Here is a 21,958-nt window from a genome sequence, read left to right as displayed (position 1 = left end):
CACCAAAAATTTCAAAAAAAGAAAGCCGGCACCTCGCGGCACCGGCTTTCTTCGTAGTCAAAACGAGCAGTAGCAGCTAGCGCGGCGCTTTGCGCAGGCGCTGCCTGGGCGCGGGCTGCTCGGGCGTGGCGTGTGCCTGGCCCGGCACGGGCAGCAGCGTCACGGTCAGGGGCTGGCCATCGCGGCTCTGGGCCACTTCTTCCTGGTAGCCGGTGTGGGCCACCACGAAGGTGTTGAGGCCCAGCGGCACGGGCAGCGCGTAGTCGCCGTTGGCATCGGTGCTGGTGCCGCGGGTAGTGCCTTTGAGCAGCACCGTGGCACCCACCAGCGGCTGGCCGGCCTCGTCGATGATGCGGCCGGCCTGAATGCGGCGGTTTACGGCGCTCATGGCCAGGGCGGGCGCGGCTTCGGGAGCCGGCGCGGTGGGCCGGGCACCGGGCAGCCGCGCCGTAACGAGGGCTACCGGCCCGGGGGCCGGGCGCACTGCCGCACGGCGGCCGGGCACCTGGGCCGGGCGCTCGCCAGCCACAGAAGCACGCACGCGCACCGGCGGGTGCGCTGCCGCAGCGGTAGTACCGGCCCCGAGCAGACCGGCGGCCAGCAGCCCCCAAACTAGTTTTTGCGCCTGTATTTTCATCTCTACAACTCTACAACTAGACTAGCGGGCCCTAGGTCAGGCTACGCATGCTGATGGGTAGCGCTGGCCACTAATGGCTGCAAATTACAACCCAATCCTGTATTTACCCAAATGGCCGCGTTGCGTCTGCCCGGCAGACGCAACGCGGCCTTGATAGCAAGCAGTCAGGTAGCAATCAACTACTTGAGGCGCTCGTCCTGGGTGCGCTGCACCGAGTCGCCGGGCGCGTCCTCGCCAAATTTCTGCTCGTGCATCCGGATGCCTTCGCCTTGCTCGTCAAGCTCGTAGCTACCTTCCTGGGTAAAGCCAGGGCCTTGGGCCTGCTCGCCGGCCGTGTCGTGGTTGTTGCCGCCCTGGGGCTCGCCTTCGCCACCACCGATGTGCAGGTTTTGCAGCTGGTCTTTCTGGTCGCTGCGCTGGGTGTAGCCGTTGGCCCCCACGTTGCGGTGGGCGCTGGCGTCGTCGCTGTTTTTGTTGTTGCTCTGGTCGCGCTGGTAGTCGCGCTGGGCTTCGAGTTCCTCGTTTTTGGGGCCCACGCTGTTGGTGGGGTTTTGGTTGGCGGGCTCGTGCTTCTGGCCGTCGGCCTGGTTGTCGCTGTCGTTGCCGAACAGCTCGTCGCTGAGTATCATAGTCTGAGTGGGAGTGGGTTAAAGAAACGAGGGAGGAGGCCCCGGCAACCGGGCGGGCCGTGCGCTAGTACACAGCCTGCGGCCCGGCCGGGAGCTACCCGGTGTACGCACCGGCCGGCCCGAAGTTGGTCGGGCGCGGCCTTGGCGGCCGTTTCTTTGCGTTTTATTTTCCCGCGCCTTCTCATGAATTTTGGCAAGCTCTACCGCCCTACCCTCTTCAATTCCTGGCAGTTTATTGCTTTCGTGGGCCTCATCATGAGCGGCGGGGCCGAGTTGATTATGCGCCTCATCGGCTACCCGCGCCCGGTGGGCTACGGCTGGCTCTACCTGTGCTGGGCGGCGCTGTTTGTGGGCGGCGCGCTGGTCAACCTCTTTGGCAAGCCCAAGCCGCACGGGCACCATCACCATCATTGAGAGCGTAGATTTTAGACAGGAGACGTTAGACATGAGACATGAGACATGAGAACTCAGCAAAGTAGAGCAGTTCTCACGTCTCATGTCTAACGTCTCCTGTCTTTCTAACAACCCAGCACTACGGCTCTGCTTATCTTGTATTAAGCCCCGCGCTTAACTTGCAATTCACCTGAACGTATAGCGGCTTCTGTCGGCACAATACGGGGCGTGGTCTTTTCCTTCCCCACCGGCCCGACCTTCCTGCGGCTTCTTTACGTTTCAGCCCCCATGCGTACCCGATTACCAGTCCTCGCGGCCGGGCTGCTGGCCCTCAGCGTCGCCGCCTGCGGCAAAAAGAAAGACGAAGCCAAAAAAGGGCCGCCGCCCATCAAAGAATACCCCGTGCTGGTGGTGCGCCCCGACTCGGTGACGCTCTACCAGGACTACCCCGCCACGGTGCAGGGCCAGCAGAATGTCGAAATTCGCCCCAAAGTAGATGGCTATGTAGAAGCTATTTACGTGGATGAAGGTGCCAATGTAAAGAAGGGCCAGCGGCTGTTTCACATCTCGGCGCCGCAGTACGAGCAGGATGTGCGCACGGCCCGCGCCGGCGTGCTCACGGCCGAGGCCGACGTGAGCACCGCCCGCATGGGCGTGAATAAAGTAGCCCCGCTAGTAGCACGCGGCATCATCAGCAAGTACGAGCTGGAAGGCGCGCAGTACACCCTCGACGCCAAGCTCGCTGCCCTGGCCCAGGCCAAAGCTACCTTGGCCAACGCCCTTACTAACTTGGGCTACACCGACATCGTGAGCCCGCTCGATGGCGTCATCGGCTCGCTGCCCAACAAGATTGGTAGCCTCGTGAGCAGCACCTCTACCGACCCACTCACTACCATTTCGAGTGTCAACAACGTGTACGCCTACTTCTCGCTCAGCGAAAAGGCGTTGCTCAGCTTTACCCGCCGCCGGCCCGGCCGCACTTTGCAGGAGAAGCTAACCAAGGTGCCCGACGTGCGCCTGGTGCTGGCCGATGGTACTGTATACAAATATCCGGGGCGTGTCAAAACCGCTATTGGCCAGATTGATACCGAAACTGGAGCTAGTAGCTTCCGGGCCACGTTTCCTAACCCCAATGGCTTTTTGCGCAGCGGCAGCAGCGGCTCGGTCCGCACCTTCCAGCCCAAGGAGAACGTGCTCATCGTGCCCCAAAGCGCTACCTACGAGTTGCAAGGCAAGCGTTTCGTGTATGTGGTGGGCCAGGACACGGCAGCCCACGCCGTGGCCGTCACGACTACGCCCACGCCTGACGGCCAGTCGTTTGTGGTAGATAAAGGCCTGAAAGCCGGGCAAAAAGTGGTGCTGGAAGGTGTAGCGACGCTGAAGGAGAATACCAAGCTGAAGCCCAAGGTAGTATCGCCAGAAAAGGCAAAGACGGAATTGGCGGGATAAAGAGCAGAATTAGGGTGGAACAGTCTTTAAAAGAGGAATTAATCAACTGGATTGAGTTACTTCAATCTCGTTGTTTTGAACTCAATACTGCTTTGATAAAAGTCAATAAGCTTGACGAAAAGGCGGAACTGGCAGCTTGGGATTCTTTCAGTTGCCCAGCACGAGCTGTTCGGCTGAATCTATTACCAAGAACTGGAAATGTTATCAATGATAGCGAAGCATTTGAGTTCACTTATCATGTCCACGGCACTGGCATTACCATAAAAGCGGCTATTGGTGAGGTTGTCCATTTTGAGTATTTCCCTCAACCAGCTTTTGGCCCCAGGCCGGTACTCGGCTTTGGGCCGGTACAGCAGTTCATATCCTCGCTACAACCAGCCAGCGCCCTATGCGACTCGCATTTATTAGCGAGCCTTTTGGAAGAATTATTTAAGGATAAGAAATTGGTGAGAATCCACGAAACATACTTCAGCTTCTACTTAGAGTAAGCTAACCATTTCATGCTAAAAATATTCATCGAGCGCCCGGTGCTCTCCACCGTTATTTCGGTTATCCTCGTGCTGCTGGGGGTGCTGGGCCTCACCACGTTGCCCATTGCGCAGTATCCTGACATCTCGCCGCCCACAGTGCAGGTGTCGGCCAGCTACGCGGGGGCCAACGCCGACGTGGTGCTCAAGAGCGTGCTCACGCCCCTAGAAGAGCAGATAAATGGCGTGGAGGGCATGACCTACATGACCTCGACCGCTACCAACGCGGGCGCGGCCACCATCCAGGTGTATTTTAACGTGGGCCGCGACCCCGACCAGGCGGCCGTGGACGTGCAAAACCGCGTGGCCAGCGCTACCAGCCTGCTGCCGCAGGAAGTAACCCTGGCCGGCGTAACGGTGCGTAAACAGCAGAGCAGCAACCTTTTGATTTTTGCACTCTACAGCGACAACCCGGCCTACGACCAAACTTTTCTTCAGAACTACGCCCAGATTAACATCACGCCCCAAATTCGGCGCGTCACGGGCGTAGGCGCGTCCAACGCCTTTGGCTCGCGCGATTATTCCATGCGCATCTGGCTCAAGCCTGATGTAATGGCCATTTACGGCCTCACGCCGTCCGACGTGACGGCCGCCTTGGCCGACCAGAACGTGGAGGCCGCGCCCGGCGCGTTCGGGCAGAATTCTGACCAGAGCTTTCAGTACGTCATCAAGTACACCGGCAAGCTGGTGTCGGCCGAGCAGTTTGGCAACATCGTGCTCAAGGGCACGGCCCAGGGCCAGCTGCTGCGGCTTAAAGACGTGGCGCGCATCGAGTTGGGTGCGCAGGACTACAGCAGCAACAGCGCCACGTTTGGCAAGCCTTCGGTGGGTATTTCGGTGAACCAGACGCCCGGCTCCAACGCCCGCGAGGTCATCGAAAACTCGGTGAAGGTGCTGGAAACGGCCGCCAAGTCCTTCCCGGCCGGCATCCACTACGTGCCGCTGGTGAACATCAACGACTTCCTCGACGCCTCGATTGATAAGGTGATTCACACGCTCATCGAGGCGTTTGCGCTGGTATTTTTGGTGATTTTTATTTTCCTGCAAGACTTCCGCTCCACCATCATCCACGGGGTGTCGGTGCCGGTGTCGATTATCGGTACGTTCTTCTTTTTGAAGGTCTTCGGGTATTCCATTAATATATTGACCCTCTTTGCCTTGGTACTGGCTATCGGCATCGTGGTCGATGACGCCATCGTGGTAGTGGAGGCCGTGCACGCCAAGCTCGAAAACGGCTACTCCTCCCCTAGGCGGGCAGCCATCGACGCCATGAGCGAGATAAGCGGGGCCATCGTGAGCATTACGCTGGTGATGGCAGCGGTATTCCTACCCGTTACCTTTCTGGAAGGCTCGACGGGCGTATTTTACAAGCAGTTCGGCATCACGCTGGCTATTGCCATTATGATTTCGGCCGTGAACGCGCTGACCCTGTGCCCGGCGCTGGCGGCCCTGTTCCTGCTACCGCCCGACCACGGCCACGAGCAGCCCGCCGGGGCTGAAGGCTCGGCTGGCGAGCTAGGGCCGAATGATGATAAGGATACTAAAAAGCCTGAGAAGAAAACCTTTCGCCAGCGGTTTAGCATTGCCTTCAATGCCGCCTACGATGCCCTGGTGGCCAAATACACCAAGGGCGTTGAGTTCCTCGGCGCTCACAAAGTAGTGGCGCTGGCGGGCGTGGCGGCCTTCGGCGCGGGACTGTATTTCCTGATGTCGACTACGCCGAGCAGCTTCGTGCCAGCCGAGGACATGGGCACCATTTTCGTGAACGTGAGCTTGCCCCCGGCCTCGACGCTGGAGCGCACCACGGCGGTGAATACGGAGGTCGATAGCCTCATTCGCACCATTCCGGCGGTGCGGGGCACGCTACGCATTACGGGCCAGAACTTCCTGGCCGGCGCGGGCAGCAGCTACGGCATGGTTATCGTGCGCCTCAAGGAGTGGGGCAAGCGGCCCGACATGAGTAACACGCAGGTTATCGACAAGATAACCCAGCTCACGAGCCACATCCGGGCGGCCGAAATCCGTAGTATTTCGCAGCCCACCATCACGGGCTTTGGGCAGACGAGCGGCTTCACCTTCCAGTTGCAAGACCGGGGCGGGCACAGCACTCAGGAGTTTTTCCAGGTGGCGCAGGACTTCCTGGCCGCCCTCAACCAGCGCCCCGAAATTCAGTACGCTACCACGGCCTTCAACCCCGGCTTCCCGCAGTATCAGCTGGCCGTGAACGTGGCGAAGGTGAAAGAAGCCGGCCTCACCGAAGCCAATGTCTTGAACGCCATGCAAGTGTATTACGGCGGGCTGTACTCGACCAACTTCAACCAGTTTGGCAAGCAGTACCGCGTGATGGTGCAGGCCGACACCAGCTACCGCGCCAGCCCCGAGGGCCTGAGCAAAATATTCGTGCGCAACGCCAGCGGCACGATGGCCCCCATCACCGAGTTTGTGACCCTCACGCGCATCTACGGCCCCGAAAGCTTGAACCGCTTCAACCTGTTCACGGCCATTTCGGTGAACGGCTCGCCCAAGGAGGGTGTCAGCTCGGGGCAGGCACTCATCGCTATTCAGGAGGTAGCCGCGCAGAAGCTGCCGCAGGGCTACGGCTTCGAGTTTTCGGGCCTCAGCCGCGAAGAACAGAAGGTGGGCGGGCAAGCGCTGTACGTGTTTGCGCTCTCGCTGATATTTGTGTACCTGCTACTTAGCGCGCAGTACGAGAGCTACCTGCTGCCATTTGCGGTGCTACTGTCCATCCCGATTGGCTTGTGCGGCACCTACCTGTTTGCCAAGCTGATGGGCATCGACAGCAACATCTACTTGCAGATTTCCATCATTATGCTCATTGGGCTGCTGGCCAAAAACGCCATTCTCATCGTGGAGTTTGCCACGCTGCGGCGGCTGCACGGGCTCAGCATCGCGGAGGCGGCACTGGAAGGTGCGAAAGCCCGACTGCGGCCGATTTTGATGACGTCGCTGGCCTTCGTGGCGGGGCTGCTACCGCTGCTGTTTGCCAGCGGCGCGGGCGCGCAGGGCAACCGCAGCATCGGCACGGGCGCGGTGGGCGGGATGCTGTTTGGCACGCTCATCGGGGTGTTCTTCATCCCGGTGCTGTACATGGTGTTTGCGGGCTTGCAGGAGCGCATCAGCGGCCCGCCCAAAACGCGCGAACAGATTGATAAAGAGAATGAGGAGGGCGGGCCGAAGGATGCCCCCAAGACAGCCGACGAGCCGAAAGAGCACCGCGCCGAGCCGGTAGTAGAACTAGCGAACGACCATGCGTAACCAGCCTCTCCGTATAAGCAACAAAAACAGTGTGATGGCTACCGCTAAGCTACCTAGGCTACTCCTACCCTTGCTCCTGCTGGCTGGCAGCGGCTGCGGCATCCTGCGCCCCTACGGCCGCCCTGATACCGCCACCACCGGCCTCTACCGCGACCGCACCCCTACCGATACTACCAGCCTGGCCCAGCGGCCCTGGCAGCAGCTTTTTACCGACCCCAATCTGCAAAAACTCATTGCCGAAGGCATCGAAAACAACCGCAACCTAAAGGTAGCCGATGCCCGCATTGCACAGGCGCAGGCGCTGCTGGCCCAGAGCCGGGCGGCCTTTTTACCTAGCCTGACGGGGCGCGCCACTACCACACTTTCACGCGCGGGCGGGGCGTTTGTGAGCACCGGCATCGGTGGTGGCTCCACTACGGTGGGCGGCACCACAGGCACGGGGGTTGGGGGTATTGGTACGGGCACGGGCGGAACGGGCACCGGTGGTACCGGCACGGGTGGAACGGGTACGGGCACGGGCACGGGCGGAACGGGTACCGGAACTGGTACGGGCGGTACCGGAACGGGCGTAGGCGGCACGGGTACTAGCACGACCACCGACCAATCGACGGTAGTAACCGGCGGAGCAGCACACCAATACCTGCTGGGCCTCAGCAGCAGTTGGGAAGCCGATGTGTGGGGCAAGCTTCGCAGCACCCGCCGAGCCTACGCTGCCAGCGTGCTGCAGAGCGAGGCGTACCGCCGCGTAGTGCTCACGCAACTCATCGCCGACATTGCCGACAATTACTACTCGCTGCTGGCGCTGGATGCACAGCTCGAAATAACCCGTCAGACGGTCAAAAACCGCATTCAGGACGTAGAAACCATGAAGCTGCTGCTCGAAGGCGACGTGGTAACCGGGGCCGCCGTGGTGCAGAGCGAGGCCAACCGCTACGCCGCCGAGGTCACCATCCCAGACCTGGAGCGCAATATTCGGGAGGCCGAAAACCTGCTGGCAACCCTCCTAGGTCGCACGCCCGGCCCCATCGCACGCGGCACCCTGGCGGGCCAGGACGCGCCGCCCGAGCTGCTCACGGGCGTGCCAGGCCAGCTCTTGCGCAATCGCCCCGACGTGCAGCAGGCCGAGTACGCCTTTGCGTCGAACTTTGAGTTTACCAACGCGGCGCGCACGTATTTCTACCCCTCGTTTACCATCACGGCCAACGGCGGCCTCACCAGTACCACGCTTTCTAATCTGTTCTCGCCCACGGCCATCTTTGCCAGCGTAGTGGGTGGGCTGGCGCAGCCCATTTTCAACCAAGGCCTCAACCGGGCCCGCCTGCGCCGTTCCGAAGCTTTACAACAGGAATACCTCTACACCTACCAGCAAACCATGTTCACGGCCGGCCAGGAGGTGAGCAACGCGCTGTTTTCCTACCAAAGCGCAGCCGACAAAAAGCGCATTCGCGCCCAGCAGCTCGCCGCCCTCAACCTGTCGGTCGATTACACCCAAGAGCTGCTGCGCGCCGGCTTCGCCAACTATACCGAGGTGCTGCAAGCCCAGCAGAGCCTGCTGCAAGCCCAGCTCAATAGCGTGAATGACGAGCTACAGCAGCGCCAGGCCGTGACGGACTTATACCACGCGCTGGGCGGCGGTTGGCAGTAGCCATCGGGCCCGCCCTAGGCACCTATTAGTAAGTAGCTGCTCCAAAACACCCAGGCAACTGCCTCGCACTGCATTATTTGCCCGGGCTGTTTACCAGCCCACGCAGTACTTCCTTCGTCTTACTTACGTGGTCGGTAGCCCCGCTCATGGAGTTGAAAATGTAGGCGATTTTACCTTGGGCGTCGATGACGAACGTGACGCGGCCCGGCAGTAGCCCCAGGAAGGCGCGGGGCACTTCGTACTGCTTACGTAGTACCCCACTGGTGTCGGCCAGCAGCGGGAAGGGCAACCGATGCTTTTGAGCAAACTTCTGGTGCGAGGCCTCGCTGTCGGAGCTTACGCCCACTACGACGGCACCTAGGTCCAGAAAATCCTCGTATTGGTCACGAAACGCGCAGGCCTCGGCCGTGCAGCCGGGGGTATCGTCTTTGGGGTAGAAATACAGCACGACCGGCTTGCCGCGTTGGTCGGCCAGATGGAACGTGTTGCCGCTGCCGGTGGGCAGCGAAAAATCGGGGGCTTGGTCGCCTAGTTGGAGCATAAGTAAGGAGTGAACAAACAAGCCGCGAAAGGTTCACTGCTTGTTTGAATACGTGTAAGCAGCTGTATACGTAACACCTGCTATATTAGCGGCACACCACCTTACTTCTCCTGTTTTCTCTTATGACACCGGCTGGGCGCAGTCGCTGCACCGCGCCCAAACCCGCCGCGCCATGACGCGGTTGCGGCAAGGGGCCAAAGAAACCGACGTATTCTTTCCCTTCCACCACAAGCACTGGCTGAAGTGGTAGTGGTAGTGGTAATAACGAAAGCCCCGCTTCCTACGCAGGAAGCGGGGCTTTTTGTGTCAGCTTTAGACGCCGCAACGCACGGCTATTTCGTTAGCCAGCCGTTGGCGTCCAGCCAGTTTTGCAGGCGCTCTACCCACTGGTCTTTGGTGGTTTTGTTGTTCATACCAAAGCCGTGGCCGCCCTGCGGGTAGAGGTGCATTTCGGCGGGCACGTTGTGGCGGTGCAGGGCCTGGTAAAAGACGAGGCTGTTTTGCACGGGCACGACCTTATCGTCTTCGGCGTGCACGAGGAAGGTAGGCGGCGTCTGGGCCGTTACTTGCAGCTCATTGGAGTACAGGCGCACCTGGTCGGCAGCGGGCACATCGCCGAGCAGGTTATTGCGCGAGCCTTTGTGCATGAGGCTATCGCTGAAGCTGATAACCGGGTAAATCAGCATCAGAAACGCCGGCCGCACCGACGTAGGGCCGGGGCTCACGCCCACCGGCTTGGCGAAGTGTGTGCCCGCCGTGGCGGCCAGGTGTCCGCCCGCCGAGAAGCCCATCAGGCCAATGCGCTCGGGGTTGAGATTGTACTTGGCGGCTTGCTCGCGCACCAGGCGCAGGGCCTGCTGGGCATCGAGCAGCGGCGCGATGCTGGGGTCGGGCTGGGTCTGGCCGTTGGGCAGGCGGTATTTGAGCACGAATGCGGCCACGCCCATCTCGTTGAGGCGCTTGGCTACGTCGTAGCCCTCGTGGCCGATGGCCAGCCGGGCGTAGCCGCCGCCGGGGCAAATGACTACCGACGTGCCATTGGCCTTGTCGCGGGGCGGCAGATACACCGTGAGCGTGGGCTGAAGGACGGTGGCCACGCGCGGGCCGCCGTTTTCGGTTACGCTGGTTTCCTGGAGATTGCTGGGCTTCGAGTTGGGCACCGAGCCGCTGTAGAGCGGCAGCACGGGGTGGGGCACCTCGTCGAGCGGGGCTTCGGGCACGGGCGCGGGGGGCGGCAGGGGCGTTTTGTCAGGCGTCACGCGGGGGGCGGGCTTGGCGGGGCGGGGGGCCTGGGCCAGCACTGCCTGCGCGGCCCCGAAGCTCAGGGCCAGCAAAAAAGTGGTTTTTTTCATGAAAAATAGGATGCCGCCGCTAAGCACGGCCGGGCGGTAACTTTACGCACCCCGGCCGCCGTCGTTGCCGGCCGGGGTATTCTGGTTTTTGGAGTTGGCCGTTGGCCGCTCGCTACTCGCTCTTTTTATGCCGCTTAAACCCGCCCACCTTCTGCCGCTGGCACTGCTCGCCGCCTGCGCCCCCACTGCCAAAGTGCCCGTAGCTACCGCGCCGCCCGTCGCGCCTGCGCCCGCTGCTACCCCCGCCGCGCCGCCCAACTACCGCGCCCAGGCTGAGGCCTTTTTGCGCAGCTATAATACTGAATACGTGCGCCTCTACACCCAGGCCAGCGAGGCCGAGTGGCAAAGCAACACCCACATCGTGCCCGGTGACACGACCAACGCCGGCCGCACCACCCGCGCCAACGAGCGCATGGCCGCCTTCGCGGGCAGCACGGCCAACATCACCACGCTGCGCGAATTGCTGGCCCACAAAGAGCAGCTGACGCCGCTGCAAGTCAAGCAGCTCGAAACCGCCCTTTACAACGCCGCCAACTCGCCGCAGACCGTGGCCGCGCTGGTGAAGCAGCGCATCAAGGCCGAAGCCGCTCAGACCGAAAAGCTCTACGGCTTCGACTACAAATACGCGGGCAAGAGCGTCACCACCAACGACATCGACGAGCTGCTGCGCACCGAAACCAACCCGCAGAAGCGCCGCCAGGTGTGGGAAGCCAGCAAGGAAATCGGCCCCTCCCTCAAGCCCGGCCTGCTGAACCTACGCAACCTGCGCAACCAGACGGTGCAGGCGCTGGGCTATCCCGATTTCTTCACCTACCAGGCCAGCGACTACGGCCTCACCCGGCAGGAAATGATGACGCTGGTGCGCCAGCTCAACACCGAACTGCGCCCGCTCTACCGCGAGCTGCACACCTACGCCCGCTATGAACTGGCCAAAAAATACCGTGCCCAGCAGGTGCCCGACTACCTGCCCGCCGACTGGCTGCCCAACCGCTGGGGCCAGGACTGGGGCAGCCTGGTAACGGTAAAAGGCGTAAACCTAGACGCCGCCATTGCCAAAAAAGGCACTGAGTGGCCCGTGCGCCAGGCCGAGCGCTTCTACCAAAGCCTGGGCTTCCCGGCCCTGCCGAGTACCTTCTACGAGAAAAGCAGCCTCTACCCGCTGCCCAAAAACGCGGATTACAAGAAAAACAACCACGCTTCGGCCTGGCACATGGACCTCAACCTGGACGTGCGCAGCCTGATGAGCGTGGAGCCCAATACCGAGTGGTACGAAACCACCCACCACGAGCTCGGCCACATTTACTACTACCTGACGTACAGCAACCCCGAGGTGCCGCCGCTGCTGCGCCAGGGCGCCAACCGCGCCTACCACGAGGCGCTGGGCAGCATGATGGGCCTGGCCGCCCAGCAAAAGCCCTTCTTGGTCGGGCTGGGTTTGGTGGATGCCAAAACGCAAACCAACCAAACCCAAACGCTGCTCAAGGAAGCGCTGCAATACGTGCCGTTTATCCCCTTCGCCTCGGGCGTGATGAGCGAGTGGGAAAACGCTTTCTATGCCGAAAACCTGCCCGCCGACCAACTCAACGCCAAGTGGTGGGCCCTCTGCAAGCAATACCAGGGCATGGTGCCGCCCACCGCGCGCGGCGAAAACTACCTTGACCCAGCCACCAAAACCCACATCAACGACGACCCCGCGCAGTACTACGACTACGCGCTGAGCTACATCATTTTATTTCAGCTGCACGACCACATCGCGCGCAAGATTCTGCACCAGGACCCGCACGCTACCAACTACTTCGGCAGCCGCGAGGCCGGGCAGTTTATCCAGGACATCATGCGCCCCGGCAGCAGCCGCGACTGGCGCACCGTGCTCAAGGAGAAAACCGGCGAAGACCTGTCGGCCCGCGCGATGGTCGATTATTTCCAGCCGCTGATGGTGTATTTGAAAGCGCAGAATAAGGGCCGCAAGTACACGATGTAAGCGCGAAAGCGCCGCCGGCGCGGGCTGCCCAATGATGTGCAGGCTTAAAACCAACCAAGGCCCTACTGGCCGCCGCGGGGCAGCCAGTAGGGCCTTGGCTATTTCTCAAAAGCGCACCTCGGCCGCCAGCTGCGCCGACTGCCACTTAAACTCCTGCACCACCGAGCGCTGCCCGATGCCGACGTGGTTGAAGCCCTGCAAAAAGCGGCTGCTCAGGCTGATGTTGCGCCACATCCGGATTTCCAGCCCGGCCACGGCGCCCACGGCGCGGTCCTCGGTATCGTGCGTAATATCCTTGGTCTGCCCGTTGGCTTTTGCGGTAGTCGCTATCATCAGGTCAAACTGGGGGCCGGCTACCAGCGTCACCCGGTCGGACACCTGATACTTGACCAAGAGTGGTAGCGACAGGTAGCGCATGCGGTAGCGCGTGGCCGAATCGCGCCGCTCGCCGCCCTGCTGCGAAAACGAGTATTCCTGCTGCAAGGAAAGCCAGCGGTTGAGGTCTATCTGCACCAGCGCCCCGGCCAGAAAGCCTGGCCGCCAGACGGTTGGAATAGGTCCAAAAGGCACCGGCTGCGCCCCCTGGTTGAAATTGGTATTGGAATAATTCAGGCCCAGACGGAGCCCAAATTTAACGGGTAGCTTGCGGGAGCGCAGGCCCCTGTAGGGGCGCTGAGCACTCGCGGCGAGCGCCCACCCAACCAGTAGGCCAGTGCATAAATATTGTTTCACTTACTTTATTTTCAAACCACTAGCTGCGTTGGATTTCAACGACACTCTTTTGGCCTCAGCTCACGTGCGAGCTTAGCCGGCGGCTCAGCACCTTGGCCACATTACTCAATCGCCGGTCGATGAGCTGCGCCACTTCCGGGTCGGTCAGGTCGATGCGCTGATTGCGCGTGATGAGGTAGCGCGCCAAGGTCACGTTTTCGTCCAGGGCTAGCGAGAGGGCGCGTTGGGCATCTTCCCACTCGGCGGCTTGGTCGGCGGCCAGGTACTGGTAGCGCAGCTCGATGGTTTGCGTGACGAGGTCGGCTAGGCGCACGAGCACCGCGATTTCTTCTGCGGTGGGCTCGCGGTATTCCTTGCCGATTGCGGCCAGCATACCCAGTCGAGCCCCATCGCTGGCCGTGAGCACGGCCCCGGCATAAAAATTCAGCCCAATGGCCTGGGCTACATCGGGCTTGATGAGCGTGCAGCTTTCGGACTTATAGTCGGATAATATCACCTGCTCGCCGGTGAGAATGGCCGCTGCGCACATGCTCTCGTCGCGCACCAAGCCATTGACCTCGGGGCCGCCGGTGCGCGACTTGAACCACACGTACTCCTTATCAACCAGCGAGATAATGGAGATTGGAACGTTGAAAAGCTGCGCTGCCCAGGCCGTGTAGTTATCAAAAATCAGCTCGGGCGTGGTGTTCACAATCTGAAACTGGTGCAGCGTGCGTAGGCGCACCGCATCATCGTTGGGTATCAGCGACTCGGGATAGGAATGTGGCATTAACGATAAAAGCTAAACTCAAATAACTTAGTAATTGGCTTCGCTACCGGGCAGGTCGATTACTATAAACTCGGCATCTTTGGTAGCTTTTATCTCCACTACTTCCTCGGCCGTTAGGCGGGCTTGGTCGTTGGGCATCAGGGCTACACCGTTTACGAGCAGGCTACCTTCTTTTACATAGATAAAGGTAAGGCGAATAGCGAAGGTTTTAAAAACAATTTGCTTTTCCGCGTCGAGGCGCGCCCAGTACACAGTGCTGTTCGAGTTCATATACACCACGTCTTCGAGCACTTTCTGGCCTGTTGCGAGCGGCACGAGCTCGTTTTTCTTGCTCTTCAAAAAACCCAGGTCTTTTTGCTCGTAGCTTGGGGCCAGGCCTTTTTGGCTCGGGATAAACCAAAGCTGGTAGAGGTGCAACTGGTTATCGGTGCGGTTCATCTCGCTGTGGGCCAGGCCGGTGCCGGCCGTCATGCGCTGCACCTCGCCCGCCGTGATGCTGGTGCGGTTGCCGAGCGTGTCTTCGTGGCTTACCTCGCCTTCGAGCACCAGCGTCACAATTTCCATCTCGGAGTGCGGATGCTGCGGAAAGCCATTCTGGGGCGCTACCGTGTCGTCGTTGAACACGCGCAGCGGGCCGAAGTGCACGTTGTTTTTGTCGAAATAATCGGCAAACGAGAACAGAAAATACGAGCTGAGCCAGGAGGCGGGCGCGGCGTGGTGGCGCTGGGCGGCGGTGATGAGAGCGAGCATAGGAGCGAACTAGTTTAGCCTGCCTCTACGCGAGCCAGCGGGCGAGGTTAGCCCCGCCCCTGGCTACGTCTGATACTTAGGCTACCTAAGCTACTGCGGCCGCGCTTAGTTTACCCCAGGCTGCAGTTTGGCCCCAAATCTGCACTTAACTATCCTGACAGTAAAAGCCGGTTTTCGACCGGCTTTTTTGTGCCCCTGCCCTACTCTACTATCGTCGGGTTCTCAATCTCGCGCGACAGCTCGGCGTACCAGGCCGCGCCGTACTTGCGCTCCAGCGGCTCTTTCAGGAATTTATAAACCGGCACGCCCAGCTCGCGGCCGAAAGTGCAGGCCGGCGAGCAAATGTCCCAGCGGTCGTAGTTGAGCGCCTCGAAGCCCTCGTATTTCGTGATGCGAATGGGGTATAAGTGGCAGCTAATCGGCTTCTTAAAGTCGGTAGCGCCCGCCAGGTACGCCTGCTCGATGCCGCATTTCAGGATGCCGCGCTCGTCGTAGAGCGCGTAGGCGCACTCCCGGTCGTTGATGGTGGTAGTGCTGTAGTCGCCCTCCCAGTCTTCGATGTAGAGGCCCTGCTCGGCGATGGCTTTTTTGCCGGCCTCGGTCAGGAAGGGCTCGATTTTGGGATACTCGTTTTTGAGAATTTCCAGTTCGTCCAGCTCCAACGGGGCACCGAGGTCGCCCTCTACGCAGCAGGCGCCTTTGCAGGCGTCGAGGTTGCAAACGAAGAAGTTATCGGCTACGTCATCGGAGATAACGGTATTTTGAATAACAATCATGGCTATCGGGCGAATTTATCGGCGGCTAAATGCGGTTAGAAACCCTACTAAGCGGGCGGTGGCTACGCGCTAAAAACGGTAGCACAAAGATACCGCCGGCCCGCCCCCTCAACTTATCTTTGTCAGCTAGCCCCGGCTGGTTTTCCGCTACGCGGCTGGCCCGGCTTCCACATTTCAGCAAAAGCTAACAGCTAGTAGCTCATAGCTAGCAGCTTACCTAAATGGCTTTAGATTACAACGCGCTCCTGAACCCCTCGCAGGCCGCCGCCGTGCTCCAAACGGAAGGCCCCTGCATGATTATCGCCGGTGCCGGCTCGGGCAAAACCCGGGTGCTCACCTACCGCATTGCCCACCTGCTCGAAAAGGGCGTGGACCCCTTCAACGTGCTGGCCCTCACCTTCACCAACAAGGCCGCCAAGGAGATGCGCGCCCGCATCGAAAAGGTCGTCGGTCCCAATGCCAAGAACCTGTGGATGGGCACTTTCCACTCCGTTTTCGCCAAAATCCTGCGTACCGAGGCCGAGCGCATCGGCTTCCCGCGCTCGTTTACCATCTACGACACGCAGGACTCGAAAACCCTCATCGGGCAGATTGTGAAGGAATTGGAGCTGGACGACAAGCTCTACAAGGCCAGCACGGTGCTGGGCCGTATTTCGGCGGCCAAGAACAAGCTGATTTCCTACCAGCAGTACGTCAACGACCCCGTGATTCGGCAGGACGACGAGGCGGCGCTGCGGCCCAAAATCGGGGTGATTTACCAGCAGTACCAGCAGCGCTGCTTCAAGGCGGGCGCGATGGACTTCGACGACCTGCTGTTCCAGACCAACGTGCTGTTCCGCGACCACCCCGATATTCTGAATAAGTACCAGAATAAATTCCGGTACGTGATGGTGGACGAGTACCAAGACACCAACTATTCGCAGTACCTCATCACGCGCAAGCTGGCGGCTAAAGAGCGGAATATCTGTGTGGTAGGTGATGATGCACAGAGTATCTACGCCTTCCGCGGCGCGGATATTTCGAACATTCTCAACTTCGAGAAAGACTACCCCGAGCTCAACGTTTTCAAGCTGGAGCAGAACTACCGCTCGACCAAGAACATCGTGTGGGCGGCCAATTCGGTGATTAAAAACAACCAAGAGCAGCTGCGCAAAAACGTGTTTTCGGAAAACGAAAGCGGCAACCTGATTGAGGTTATCAAGGCGGCCAGCGACAACGAGGAAGGCAAGCTCATCGCGCAGTCCATTTACGAGGACAAGATGAACCAGCGCCTCAATTACGACCACTTCGCCATCCTCTACCGTACCAACGCGCAGAGCCGGGCCATGGAAGAAGCGCTGCGCAAGCTCAACATCCGGTACAAAATCGTGGGCGGCCTGAGCTTCTACCAGCGCAAGGAAATCAAGGACTTAGTGGCCTACCTGCGCCTCACGGTAAACCCGAATGACGAGCAGGCACTGCGCCGCGTCATCAACTACCCCAAGCGCGGCATCGGCGACACCACCATCTCGAAGCTGATAAACGTGGCCGAGGAGGCCAACCACACCATCTGGGAAGTGGTGAGCAACGCCGAGCAGTTTTTGCCAGCGCGGGTGAGCAATCCGGTGGTGGGCTTCGCCGAAAAAATCAAGAGCTACACCACCGTGGCGGCTAAGGAAGACGCATTTGAAGCAGCCAAATTCATTGCCAAAAACTCGGGCATGATTGAGGAATTGTACGCCGACAAGAGCATCGAAGGCTTGTCGCGCTACGAGAACATTCAGGAATTGCTCAATGGCATCAAGGAATACACCGACGACCCGGAGCGCGAAGACAAGTCGCTCGGCGCGTTTTTGCAAGACATTGCGCTCGTCACCGATTCTGATTTGAAGGATGCGGCGCAGGAAGGTGAGGCCGTGACGCTGATGACGATTCACTCGGCTAAGGGGCTGGAATTCCGCAATGTATACATCGTGGGCATGGAGGAAAACCTCTTCCCGAGCCAGATGATGATAACCTCGCGGGCCGACCTCGAAGAAGAGCGCCGCCTGTTCTACGTGGCCATCACGCGGGCCGAGAAGAAGTTGACGCTCAGCTACGCTACCTCGCGCTACCAGTGGGGCAACCTGCGGAGCTGCGAGAAATCGCGCTTCCTCGATGAAATTGACCCGCAGTACCTGAACATCAAGTTTGCGGCCGGGCCGGCTATCGGCGAGTCGCCGGTGCAGCACGTGTTTGAGCGCCGCTCGAACCTCGTGGCCGCCCCCGTGCGTAAGCAGACGCCGACCAAGTACGTGGCCCCGGCCGATTTTAAACCCTCCGACACCACTAACTTGCAGGCCGGCCAGCGCGTCGAGCACCCCAAGTTCGGCTACGGCCAGGTGACTACGCTGGAAAAACAGCAAGGCACCGTGAAAGCCGTGATTCTGTTTGACGAGGTGGGCGAAAAGACGCTGCTGCTGAGCTTTGCGAAATTGCGGGTGCTGTAACTACTGAGCCCGCCCAAAAGAATGGAAATCCCTGTTAGCTACGTAGTCAATGACGCCAATCGCCGCCAAGCCGTGCAGGTTTCGTATGCAGACTGGAAGCAATTGACGCAGCGGTTGCAGGACGCAGAAATGCAGTTTTGGGTAATTCAGGAACTAGAAGGACAAATACGCAAGGCTGATTTAACGGCAGCACTAGCTGAGATTCGAGAAATAGAATCGGGCTACCGGCCTGGAAAGACTGTAGCCGAGGCCTTTTCTGAAGCTTCTGTTAATGAGGTTTCGCCACCTATCAGAGTTGCTATTCTGGCAACAGACTTGTTTTGCCGTAATGCCGAACCGTTGCTTAAGAAATACCCATTACTTAGGCAATACTTGTTGGAACTACCACAGCAAAAGCTAGGTGGTTCTGCTGTGCGAGTTGGCGAAGAGCATTTAAGCATTGGTTGGGTATTCGCCCGAGCAAAGAAAAAGAATCAACCAGCAATGCGTATTGAGGTGCATTTCATTTGCGAGTATCCTACAGATACGCCCCGAATGGCACCGCTATACTTAGCTGCTATTTATGATAAATCAGAGCGAAAGTTGATAGAGCCTCCTTTCACTCAATTTATCTAGCAAGATAAAATACTAGTCAATTTACTTTGGCTACCATCGCATGCAAGAAATACCCACTCCCCTGCCCTTCCACCTGCAACTGCTGGTGCGCGAATACGGGCAAAGCACCTACGCGCTCATCCAGGGCCTAGCCCAGATTGAGGACGTGGCCGAACGCACGCGCCGCGCCGCCGGCATCGTGCAGATGATGCTGCGCCTGCGCCCCAGCCTGCGCGACCAGCCCGACATCCAGACCCGCCTCTGGAACCATATTCACGCCCTGGCCGGCGAAGACGTGGCCCTCGACGCGCCCGTGACCCTGACTGCCCCGCGCCTGCACACCGCCCGCCCCAAGCGCGTGGAGTACCCGCGCCAAGCGCCCAAGCTGAAAGCCTACGGCCGTGGCGTCGAAGCCTTGGTAGCAAAAGCTTTGACCCTCGAAGACGCTACTGAGCGCGAGCAAGCCGCCGTGCAAATCGGGCGCACCATGAAGTTCCTCTACCGCCAGCACAACAAGGAAAACGCCAAGGATGTGACCATCATCCGGCACCTCAGTGAGCTGTCGGGCGGGCAACTGAAGCTCGACGCGCAGGCCGTGGCCGACCAGGGCTTGTTTGAAATTGCCAGCCTGCCGGCCACCGCCGCTACCACGCAGCGCCCCGCCAGCGGCCAGTCGAGCAGCCGCCCCGAGGGCCGCGACAACCGCGAGCGCCGCACCGAAGGCCAAAGCCAGGGCCAGAGCAGCGGCTTTGGCAACGGTAAAAAGCGCGACAAGAAGCGCGGCAAAAAATTCCGCTCCGAGCCGCAGCAGCCGCCGCAGTAGCTTTGCGGCTTATTGGCTGAGTTTAGTTTCTAAGCCCGGCCAATTGATAATTGCTCATTGTTAATTGATAATTGAATAGAAATGGCTGCATTTGAAGTGCGCGGTGGGCGCAAGCTGCACGGGGAAATCATTCCGCAAGGAGCTAAGAATGAGGCACTCCAGATTTTGTGCGCGGTGCTGCTTAGCCCCGAGCCCATCACCATCGGCAACGTGCCCAACATCCGGGACGTGAACAAGCTCATCGAGCTGTTGCGCGACCTGGGCGTGAAAGTGGGCCAGCTTGGCCCCGACACCTACATCTTCCAGGCCGAGGACGTGCGCCTCGACTACCTCGACACGCCGCAGTTTGTGGCCCAGGCCCGCGAGCTGCGCGGCTCCGTGATGCTGCTCGGGCCGCTGCTGGCCCGCTACGGCCGCGCCCAGCTGCCCAAGCCGGGCGGCGACAAAATCGGCCGCCGGCCGCTCGATACGCACTTCGTGGGCCTCGAAAAACTCGGCGCTCAGCTCACCATCGAAGGTGCCGACTTTTACCGCCTGCACGTAGATGGCAAGCTGACCGGCGCCTCCATGCTGCTCGATGAAGCCAGCGTAACCGGCACCGCCAACATCGTGATGGCCGCCGTGCTGGCCGAAGGCACTACTACCATCTACAACGCCGCCTGCGAACCCTACTTGCAGCAGCTGTGCCGGATGCTGGTGCGGATGGGCGCTAACATTCAGGGCATTGGTTCGAACCTGCTCACCATCGAAGGCGTGCAGAGCCTCGGCGGTACCGAGCACCGCATGCTGCCCGATATGATAGAAATCGGCTCCTTCATCGGCCTCGCGGCCATGACGGGCTCCGAAATCACCATCAAGGACTGCCAGATTCCCGAGCTGGGCATCATCCCCGACACCTTCCGCAAGCTGGGCATCAAGCTGGAGTTCCGGGGCGACGACATTCACATTCCGGCCCAGGAGCACTACGAAATCGCCACCTACCTCGACGGCTCCATCCTCACCGTCAGCGACCACACGTGGCCGGGCTTCACGCCTGATTTGCTGAGCATTATCCTCGTAGTAGCTACGCAGGCCAAGGGTACGGTGCTCATTCACCAGAAGATGTTTGAGTCGCGCCTGTTCTTCGTGGATAAGCTCATCGACATGGGCGCGCAAATTATTCTTTGCGACCCGCACCGCGCCACGGTTATCGGCCTCGACCGCCAGAAGGACTTGCACGGCATCACCATGTCGTCGCCCGACATCCGGGCCGGTGTGGCGCTGCTCATCGCCGCGCTCTCGGCCGACGGCACCAGCAAAATCCTCAATGTGGAGCAGATTGACCGCGGCTACCAGAATATTGACGAGCGACTGAACGCTATTGGGGCGGATATTCGCCGGGTGTAGTTTTAAGCCGTTGAGCGGGGTAGAGACGCACTATTTTGCGTCTTGCGCCCTGCATACGTTATCCTAACGGCAGACGCAATATGTTGCGTCTCTACCCCGCTCAAGGACAATCCTAAATAAAAGCTCGGTCTCTCCAGACCGAGCTTTTTTTACGCCCCTCTGGGTTACCCGCCGGGGTAAGTTGGATAAAGAAGCAGCTGCGCGGCTGTTTTCCCTCACATCCAGCTTTCCCCTCTTTTTTTCTGATGAAACGCCTGATTTTGCCGGCCCTCCTCGGGCTGGCCCTGGCGGGGTACGACTCATCCCACGAGGAAACCAGCGCCGACGCGCCAACCCAAACAACTGTTTCTGAGGTCAAAAGCCCTACCCTACCGCCTATGCCTGCCGCCGAGCCCGAAGCGGCTCCGGCAGCCGCAATAGCCATGACCGCCCCTGTCGCCAAGCCAAACCGCGACATCATCTATCAAGGCGAGTTGGACCTTGCCGTGAATGATTTCAACCAGGCTACCACGCGCATCAATCAGCTGCTGGAACTGCACGACGCTTACCTGAGCACCGCTCACGAAACCCGCGCCGACGGACAGCACCGGCAGGAAATGACCATTAAGGTGGTGCCGGGTAAATTTGTGGAGCTGGTAACGGCCCTAAGCCAGCTCGGCCACGTGGAAAACAAAGACGTAGCCTCGGCCGACGTGACAGCCGATGTGCTGCAAACCGCTAAAACTCTCGCTACCAAGCAGGCTGCCGCTACTAAGCTTCAGCAACAGCTAGCTAAAACCACCGATAAGGACGAAGCCAGCCGCCTCCAGGCGCAAGCCAGCCAGTTGCAAACCGACTTGGCGACCGACCAAGCCAAGCTTCAGCAAATCGGCGCGCGCAGCACCTGGGCCACGCTGCGGCTGCGTTACTACCAGCCGCTGGCGGCTACTGACACTGATGAGCCGCAGCCCGCTTTTGCCCCGCAGTTTCAGGTGGCGTTCAACCGGGGTTGGTCGGTGGTACTGAGCATTGCCGTGGTGCTGACGAACATTTGGCCACTACTGCTACTCAGCGGCTTAGGCACCTGGGGCTGGCGGTGGTGGCGGCTGCGCCACCCCGAGCAGGCGTAGTGTGCATTTAGCGCATTAGCGGCATCTGTTAAGGGCATTCGGAATATATTATCCGACCTTACTCACTTTTAGCATTAAACGGTATCATTGGTTTGTATTTGGCTTAGCTGCAAGCCTACAG

Annotated in this window: 19 protein-coding genes; 11 read left to right on the top strand and 8 right to left on the bottom strand. The window is 59.9% G+C overall.

The annotated features are described in order from the left end of the window. Positions 1–76: 76 nt before the first annotated feature. Together VFO93_RS06230 and VFO93_RS06225 are read right to left on the bottom strand one after the other, a co-directional pair. The gene (locus tag VFO93_RS06230; protein WP_325133483.1) at positions 77–637 is read right to left on the bottom strand and encodes a carboxypeptidase-like regulatory domain-containing protein; all 561 of its coding nucleotides are present in this window, start codon (positions 635–637) and stop codon (positions 77–79) included. 179 nt (positions 638–816) lie between these two features. Further along, positions 817–1,266, bottom strand: coding sequence for a hypothetical protein (locus VFO93_RS06225; RefSeq protein WP_325133482.1), 450 nt, complete (start codon positions 1,264–1,266; stop codon positions 817–819). Between the two features lie 183 nt (positions 1,267–1,449). Between VFO93_RS06225 and VFO93_RS06220 the strand changes: the two genes are divergently transcribed. The 5 genes from VFO93_RS06220 to VFO93_RS06200 all read left to right on the top strand — a co-directional run bounded on the left by VFO93_RS06220 (position 1,450) and on the right by VFO93_RS06200 (position 8,556). After that, positions 1,450–1,680, top strand: coding sequence for a hypothetical protein (locus tag VFO93_RS06220; protein WP_325133481.1), 231 nt, complete (start codon positions 1,450–1,452; stop codon positions 1,678–1,680). A gap of 267 nt (positions 1,681–1,947) precedes the next feature. Next, positions 1,948–3,108 (top strand): efflux RND transporter periplasmic adaptor subunit, encoded by a 1,161-nt coding sequence (locus VFO93_RS06215; RefSeq protein ID WP_325133480.1) that lies wholly within the window; start codon positions 1,948–1,950, stop codon positions 3,106–3,108. Positions 3,109–3,122: 14 nt separating this feature from the next. Continuing rightward, positions 3,123–3,596, top strand: a complete 474-nt coding sequence (locus VFO93_RS06210; RefSeq protein WP_325133479.1) for a DUF6896 domain-containing protein — start codon at positions 3,123–3,125, stop codon at positions 3,594–3,596. A 12-nt stretch (positions 3,597–3,608) separates the two neighbouring features. Further along, positions 3,609–6,911, top strand: coding sequence for an efflux RND transporter permease subunit (locus VFO93_RS06205; RefSeq protein WP_325133478.1), 3,303 nt, complete (start codon positions 3,609–3,611; stop codon positions 6,909–6,911). Positions 6,912–6,981: 70 nt separating this feature from the next. Continuing rightward, on the top strand, positions 6,982–8,556 hold the full coding sequence (locus tag VFO93_RS06200; protein ID WP_325133477.1) for an efflux transporter outer membrane subunit: 1,575 nt from the start codon (positions 6,982–6,984) through the stop codon (positions 8,554–8,556). Between the two features lie 73 nt (positions 8,557–8,629). Here VFO93_RS06200 and VFO93_RS06195 read toward each other — a convergent pair whose 3' ends face one another. Both VFO93_RS06195 and VFO93_RS06190 read right to left on the bottom strand, forming a co-directional pair. Beyond that, positions 8,630–9,097: a peroxiredoxin gene (locus VFO93_RS06195; protein ID WP_325133476.1), complete on the bottom strand. Its 468-nt coding sequence runs from the start codon at positions 9,095–9,097 to the stop codon at positions 8,630–8,632. 332 nt (positions 9,098–9,429) lie between these two features. After that, complete coding sequence (locus VFO93_RS06190; protein ID WP_325133475.1) at positions 9,430–10,449, bottom strand: alpha/beta hydrolase; 1,020 nt, start codon at positions 10,447–10,449, stop codon at positions 9,430–9,432. A 127-nt stretch (positions 10,450–10,576) separates the two neighbouring features. On the opposite strand from VFO93_RS06190, the gene VFO93_RS06185 reads away from it, so the two are divergent. Next, entirely contained in the window at positions 10,577–12,430 is a 1,854-nt protein-coding gene (locus tag VFO93_RS06185) for a M2 family metallopeptidase (protein ID WP_325133473.1), read from the top strand. A 105-nt stretch (positions 12,431–12,535) separates the two neighbouring features. Here the strand turns inward: VFO93_RS06185 and VFO93_RS06180 are convergent, their stop codons facing one another. From VFO93_RS06180 to VFO93_RS06165, 4 genes are all read right to left on the bottom strand, one after another. Further along, on the bottom strand, positions 12,536–13,162 hold the full coding sequence (locus tag VFO93_RS06180; RefSeq protein ID WP_325133472.1) for a porin family protein: 627 nt from the start codon (positions 13,160–13,162) through the stop codon (positions 12,536–12,538). A 55-nt stretch (positions 13,163–13,217) separates the two neighbouring features. Beyond that, entirely contained in the window at positions 13,218–13,931 is a 714-nt protein-coding gene (locus VFO93_RS06175; protein ID WP_325133471.1) for a GAF domain-containing protein, read from the bottom strand. Positions 13,932–13,958: 27 nt separating this feature from the next. Beyond that, complete coding sequence (locus VFO93_RS06170; protein ID WP_325133470.1) at positions 13,959–14,681, bottom strand: pirin family protein; 723 nt, start codon at positions 14,679–14,681, stop codon at positions 13,959–13,961. A 200-nt stretch (positions 14,682–14,881) separates the two neighbouring features. After that, positions 14,882–15,457, bottom strand: a complete 576-nt coding sequence (locus tag VFO93_RS06165) for a DUF3109 family protein (RefSeq protein WP_325133469.1) — start codon at positions 15,455–15,457, stop codon at positions 14,882–14,884. Between the two features lie 221 nt (positions 15,458–15,678). Between VFO93_RS06165 and VFO93_RS06160 the strand changes: the two genes are divergently transcribed. The 5 genes from VFO93_RS06160 to VFO93_RS06140 all read left to right on the top strand — a co-directional run bounded on the left by VFO93_RS06160 (position 15,679) and on the right by VFO93_RS06140 (position 21,837). Beyond that, a complete protein-coding gene (locus tag VFO93_RS06160; RefSeq protein ID WP_325133468.1) occupies positions 15,679–17,925 on the top strand; it encodes an ATP-dependent helicase in 2,247 nt (748 codons plus the stop codon). Positions 17,926–17,946: 21 nt separating this feature from the next. Beyond that, positions 17,947–18,540 carry a hypothetical protein gene (locus VFO93_RS06155; protein ID WP_325133467.1) on the top strand — a complete coding sequence of 198 codons (594 nt, stop codon included), beginning with the start codon at positions 17,947–17,949 and terminating at the stop codon, positions 18,538–18,540. 40 nt (positions 18,541–18,580) lie between these two features. Next, positions 18,581–19,342, top strand: a complete 762-nt coding sequence (locus VFO93_RS06150; protein ID WP_325133466.1) for a DUF4290 domain-containing protein — start codon at positions 18,581–18,583, stop codon at positions 19,340–19,342. Positions 19,343–19,423: 81 nt separating this feature from the next. Continuing rightward, positions 19,424–20,728 (top strand): UDP-N-acetylglucosamine 1-carboxyvinyltransferase, encoded by a 1,305-nt coding sequence (murA, locus tag VFO93_RS06145; RefSeq protein ID WP_325133465.1) that lies wholly within the window; start codon positions 19,424–19,426, stop codon positions 20,726–20,728. 245 nt (positions 20,729–20,973) lie between these two features. After that, entirely contained in the window at positions 20,974–21,837 is an 864-nt protein-coding gene (locus VFO93_RS06140) for a DUF4349 domain-containing protein (protein ID WP_325133464.1), read from the top strand. Positions 21,838–21,958: the final 121 nt, after the last annotated feature.

This window comes from Hymenobacter sp., assembly GCF_035709525.1.
Taxonomy (GTDB): domain Bacteria; phylum Bacteroidota; class Bacteroidia; order Cytophagales; family Hymenobacteraceae; genus Hymenobacter.
Note: the sequence above shows the minus strand (reverse complement) of the source record. Positions and strands in the feature narration are given on the sequence as shown.

Bases quoted from the DNA above. Each gene is read 5' to 3' on its own strand.
- VFO93_RS06160 (WP_325133468.1), top strand. From the start codon at position 15,679: ATGGCTTTAGATTACAACGCGCTCCTGAACCCCTCGCAGGCCGCCGCC.
- VFO93_RS06170 (WP_325133470.1), bottom strand. From the start codon at position 14,681: ATGCTCGCTCTCATCACCGCCGCCCAGCGCCACCACGCCGCGCCCGCC.
- VFO93_RS06155 (WP_325133467.1), top strand. From the start codon at position 17,947: ATGGAAATCCCTGTTAGCTACGTAGTCAATGACGCCAATCGCCGCCAA.
- VFO93_RS06220 (WP_325133481.1), top strand. From the start codon at position 1,450: ATGAATTTTGGCAAGCTCTACCGCCCTACCCTCTTCAATTCCTGGCAG.
- VFO93_RS06190 (WP_325133475.1), bottom strand. From the start codon at position 10,449: ATGAAAAAAACCACTTTTTTGCTGGCCCTGAGCTTCGGGGCCGCGCAG.
- VFO93_RS06205 (WP_325133478.1), top strand. From the start codon at position 3,609: ATGCTAAAAATATTCATCGAGCGCCCGGTGCTCTCCACCGTTATTTCG.
- VFO93_RS06215 (WP_325133480.1), top strand. From the start codon at position 1,948: ATGCGTACCCGATTACCAGTCCTCGCGGCCGGGCTGCTGGCCCTCAGC.
- VFO93_RS06165 (WP_325133469.1), bottom strand. From the start codon at position 15,457: ATGATTGTTATTCAAAATACCGTTATCTCCGATGACGTAGCCGATAAC.
- VFO93_RS06150 (WP_325133466.1), top strand. From the start codon at position 18,581: ATGCAAGAAATACCCACTCCCCTGCCCTTCCACCTGCAACTGCTGGTG.
- VFO93_RS06185 (WP_325133473.1), top strand. From the start codon at position 10,577: ATGCCGCTTAAACCCGCCCACCTTCTGCCGCTGGCACTGCTCGCCGCC.
- VFO93_RS06230 (WP_325133483.1), bottom strand. From the start codon at position 637: ATGAAAATACAGGCGCAAAAACTAGTTTGGGGGCTGCTGGCCGCCGGT.
- VFO93_RS06225 (WP_325133482.1), bottom strand. From the start codon at position 1,266: ATGATACTCAGCGACGAGCTGTTCGGCAACGACAGCGACAACCAGGCC.
- VFO93_RS06195 (WP_325133476.1), bottom strand. From the start codon at position 9,097: ATGCTCCAACTAGGCGACCAAGCCCCCGATTTTTCGCTGCCCACCGGC.
- VFO93_RS06175 (WP_325133471.1), bottom strand. From the start codon at position 13,931: ATGCCACATTCCTATCCCGAGTCGCTGATACCCAACGATGATGCGGTG.
- murA (WP_325133465.1), top strand. From the start codon at position 19,424: ATGGCTGCATTTGAAGTGCGCGGTGGGCGCAAGCTGCACGGGGAAATC.
- VFO93_RS06140 (WP_325133464.1), top strand. From the start codon at position 20,974: ATGAAACGCCTGATTTTGCCGGCCCTCCTCGGGCTGGCCCTGGCGGGG.